This is a genomic window from Streptomyces sp. NPDC060209 (assembly GCF_042728155.1).
In the GTDB taxonomy this organism is placed as follows: Bacteria; Actinomycetota; Actinomycetes; order Streptomycetales; family Streptomycetaceae; genus Streptomyces.
On record NZ_JBHWZS010000482.1, the window covers coordinates 1 to 4,134 of the forward strand.

Sequence of the window (4,134 nt, forward strand, 5' to 3'; positions counted from 1 at the left end):
GGCTCAAGGGGCCCGAGGAGTTGAGCATCGTCGCCTTCGAACGCGGCGATTTCACGTCGTACTCCGCCTGCGGCATCCCGTACTGGGTGAGCGGCGACGTCGAGGGGCTCGACGACCTCATCGCCCGTACGCCCGAGGAGCACCGGGCCCGTTCCATCGATCTGCGCACCCGTACCGAGGTGACGGAGATCGACGTCGCCGGGCACCGTGTCCGGGCGCTGGACCGCGACAGCGGTGAGACCTACTGGACGGGCTACGACAAGCTGGTGATCGCCACCGGCGCCCGGCCGGTGCGCCCGGACCTGCCCGGGATCAACGCTCCGGGCGTCCACGGCGTACAGACCCTGGGCGACGGCCAGGCGCTCCTGGAGTCCCTCGACCGGGCTCCGGGGCGCCGGGCGGTCGTCGTCGGCGCGGGCTACATCGGCGTCGAGATGGCCGAGGCGATGCTCAAGCGCGGCTTCGAGGTGACGGTGCTCAACCGCGGCGCGCAGCCGATGGCGACACTCGACCCGGACATGGGGCGACTGGTCCACGACGCGATGGACGGACTGGGCATCACCACGGTCAACGGCGCCGCGGTCACCCGCGTCGACACCGGCCGGGACGGCCGGGTCACGGCGGTCGTCACGGACGGGGGCACCTACCCCGCGGACGTCGTGGTGCTCGGCATCGGTGTCGAGCCGGAGACCGGTCTCGCCCGCGAGGCCGGTCTGCCGCTGGGTCCGCACGGCGGTCTCCTGACGGACCTGTCGATGCGGGTCACGGGGCAGGACGACATCTGGGCGGGCGGGGACTGCGTCGAGGTCCTGGACCTGGTCGCCGGCCGCACCCGGCACATCGCGCTCGGCACCCACGCGAACAAGCACGGCCAGATCATCGGAGCCAACGTCGGGGGCGGATACGGCACGTTCCCCGGCGTCGTCGGCACTGCGGTGAGCAAGGTCTGCGACCTGGAGATCGCCAGGACCGGGCTGCGCGAGAAGGACGCGACGGCGGTCGGCCTGCGCTACGTCACGGCGACCATCGAGTCGACGGGCCGCGCCGGCTACTACCCGGGAGCGAAGCCGATGACGGTGAAGATGCTCGCGGAGTACCGCACCGGCCGGCTCCTGGGTGTGCAGATCGTCGGCCGTGAGGGGGCTGCGAAGCGCGTGGACGTCGCGGCGGTGGCGCTCACCGCCGGGATGACGGTGGAGGCCATGACGGCCCTCGACCTCGGCTACGCCCCGCCGTTCTCCCCGGTCTGGGACCCGGTCCTGGTGGCCGCCCGCAAGGCCGTGTCGGCGGTGCGGGCGGCGGGCGGCTGACTAATGAGCCGTCTGCTGGTGGACGTACTCCACCAGGCGCGTCAGGGCGTCCGGGTCGGTCGTCGGCATGACGCCGTGCCCGAGGTTGAAGATGTGGCCCTCGAGACCGGCGGCCGCGTCGAGCACCTCGCGGGTCTTGGCCTCCACCGCCTCGGTCGGCGCGAACAGCACCGCCGGGTCGAGGTTGCCCTGGAGCGCCTTGCCGGGGCCGACCCGGCGGGCGCCCTCGTCCATGGGGACGCGCCAGTCCACGCCCACGACGTCCGCGCCGGCCTCGCCCATCAGGCCGAGCAGCTCGCCGGTGCCGACGCCGAAGTGGATGCGCGGGACACCGTACGGGGCGACGGCGTCGAAGACCTTCGCGGAGGCGGGCATCACGGAGCGGCGGTAGTCGGCGGGGGCCAGGGCGCCGACCCAGGAGTCGAAGAGCTGGACCGCGGAGGCGCCGGCCTCGATCTGGACCTTCAGGAACGCGCCGGTGATCTCCGCGAGCCGGTCGAGCAGGTCGGCCCAGAGCTCCGGGTCGCCGTACATCATGGCCTTGGTGCGCTCGTGGTTGCGGGACGGGCCGCCCTCCACGAGGTAGCTCGCGAGGGTGAACGGCGCACCGGCGAATCCGATCAGCGGCGTGGAGCCGAGCTCGGCGGTGAGCATCCCGATGGCCGCGGTGACGTACGGGACGTCCTCGGGCGTGAGGTCGCGCAGCCGGGCCAGATCGGCGCGGGTGCGGATCGGCTCGGCGATCACCGGGCCGATGCCGGGCTTGATGTCGAGGTCGATGCCGATGGCCTTGAGCGGTACGACGATGTCGCTGAAGTAGATCGCGGCGTCGACCTTGTGACGGCGTACGGGCTGCAGCGTGATCTCGGTGACCAGCTCCGGCATCATGCAGGAGTCGAGCATCGCGATGCCCTCGCGGACCTTCAGGTACTCGGGCAGCGAGCGCCCCGCCTGACGCATGAACCAGACCGGGGTGTGCGGCACCGGCTCGCGGCGGCAGGCCTTGAGGAACGCCGATTCATGGGTGGCGGGGGTCGTCCGCAGGCCCGAGGACGGGCCCTCCCCTGATCGGACGGAGCTGAGCTCTTGGGGAAGGTCGTTGGCACTCACGCACAGAATCTTCGCACGGAGCGGCAACGAGCCGGACGCCGCATGGGTGTCCCTCCCTGCACGGCGCTCCGGTTCCGCCTACTCTTCCCCGCATGGCTCCGGCTCAGGGACAATTTTCCGATCATTCCGATGGCACTGACAGCGAGGAGGGTGCGGACGGCGACACCGTCCCGCTCGCGTTCCGGTCGGCGGTCGACGCGCTGCGTTCCGCCCGCCTGCGCCCCGAACTGGAGGTCGAGCCCACACGGCCGCCGCAGCGGCTCGCCCCGCACGCGTACGCCCTGGAGGCCGCCGTCGTGGAGGGCGAGGACGATCTCGCCGACGGCCGCCTGGTCCTCCTGCACGACCCCTCCGGACACGACGCCTGGCAGGGCACGTTCCGCTTGGTGACGCTCGTACGGGCCGAACTCGAACCGGAGATGGCGGCCGACCCGCTGCTGCCGGAGGTGTGCTGGTCCTGGCTCACGGGAGCGCTGGACGCCCGGGGACTCTCGTACGGGGAGGCCGGCGGGACGGTGACGCGCGCCGGTTCGCATTATTTCGGCGCGCTGTCCGCGCGCCGTCCGGCGACGCAGATCGAGATCCGGGCCTCGTGGACGCCGCGCGAGGGGCGCGGCGGGGTGCCGGACATGGCGGCACATCTGGTCGCCTGGGGCGATCTGCTCTGCCAGCTGGCCGGGCTGCCGCCGTCGGGCACCGCCGACGCGGCGGTGGTGACCCTGCCCCAGCGGCGTGGGCCTCAGGTCTCATAACACTGCGTCATCTTCGAAGAGAGCCGGTCGCACAGGGACCGGCTCTCTTTTCGTACAATCGATCGCGCGTCCTATTTGCCCGAATTGTTACTCACTAAATCGTGATCTTCCTCTAAAGGAGGACGCACCTGCTGCCGAAGAGGTCAATGACCCTTCAAGCATGGTTCGCCCCGGCTTCATCCCCGAGCCGGCCCGTCCCGCCACTCCCCAGGAGGCCTGGTGTCCGTTCTCCTCGAGCAGCCCGCAAGCCTGGTCGCCTACCGCCCGAACAAGCCGACGGCCATGGTCGTCGTGGCCGACCCCCGAGTCCGTTCCACCGTCACCCGCCATCTGTGGGCACTCGGAGTTCGTGACGTCATCGAGGCGTCGTCCATCGCGGAGGCCCGCCCCCGCGTCGGCAACCCGCGCGACATCTGCGTTGCCGACGTCCACCTGCCCGACGGTTCCGGGCTGACCCTGCTGTCCGAGACCCGAGCCGCCGGCTGGCCGAACGGCCTCGCCCTCTCCGCCGCCGATGACATCGGCGCGGTTCGCAACGCCCTCGCGGGCGGAGTGAAGGGCTATGTCGTCACCGGCACCCGTACCAACATCGGCCACCCCACCCGCCCCGGCGTCGCCCCCATCGGAGCCAACGCCGCCCGAATGCACCGCAGGCCTCCCGGTTCCCCGAGCCACCCGGGCGGCTACCGCGAACTCTCCGGCCGTGAGGTGGAGGTGCTCCGCCTGGTCGCCGAAGGCCAGTCCAACAAGGCCATCGGCGTCTCGATGGGCCTCTCCGCCCTCACGGTGAAGAGCCACCTCGCCCGCATCGCCCGCAAGCTCGGCACCGGAGACCGCGCCGGAATGGTCGCCGTGGCCCTGCGTACGGGCATCATCCACTGACCCCTGCCATCCCGCCGGCACCGGCGCGGATGCGTTACCGGCCGGTTTACGTGCATGGTCGCCCGTCGACGGAACGTTCC

4 protein-coding genes are annotated in these 4,134 nt (G+C 71.5%); 3 read left to right on the top strand and 1 reads right to left on the bottom strand.

All coding sequences use genetic code 11. The features are described from left to right. Positions 1–1,310: FAD-dependent oxidoreductase (locus tag ACFWFI_RS41445; protein ID WP_387400930.1), on the top strand; the 1,310-nt coding region annotated here is incomplete at its 5' end. Here ACFWFI_RS41445 and hemE read toward each other — a convergent pair. Beyond that, on the bottom strand, positions 1,311–2,420 hold the full coding sequence (gene hemE, locus ACFWFI_RS41450) for a uroporphyrinogen decarboxylase (protein WP_387400932.1): 1,110 nt from the start codon (positions 2,418–2,420) through the stop codon (positions 1,311–1,313). Between the two features lie 92 nt (positions 2,421–2,512). Between hemE and ACFWFI_RS41455 the strand changes: the two genes are divergently transcribed. Together ACFWFI_RS41455 and ACFWFI_RS41460 are read left to right on the top strand one after the other, a co-directional pair. Then, on the top strand, positions 2,513–3,172 hold the full coding sequence (locus ACFWFI_RS41455) for a DUF3000 domain-containing protein (protein ID WP_387400934.1): 660 nt from the start codon (positions 2,513–2,515) through the stop codon (positions 3,170–3,172). A 219-nt stretch (positions 3,173–3,391) separates the two neighbouring features. Further along, positions 3,392–4,054: a helix-turn-helix transcriptional regulator gene (locus tag ACFWFI_RS41460; RefSeq protein ID WP_033300087.1), complete on the top strand. Its 663-nt coding sequence runs from the start codon at positions 3,392–3,394 to the stop codon at positions 4,052–4,054. The last annotated feature ends 80 nt before the right edge of the window (positions 4,055–4,134 follow it).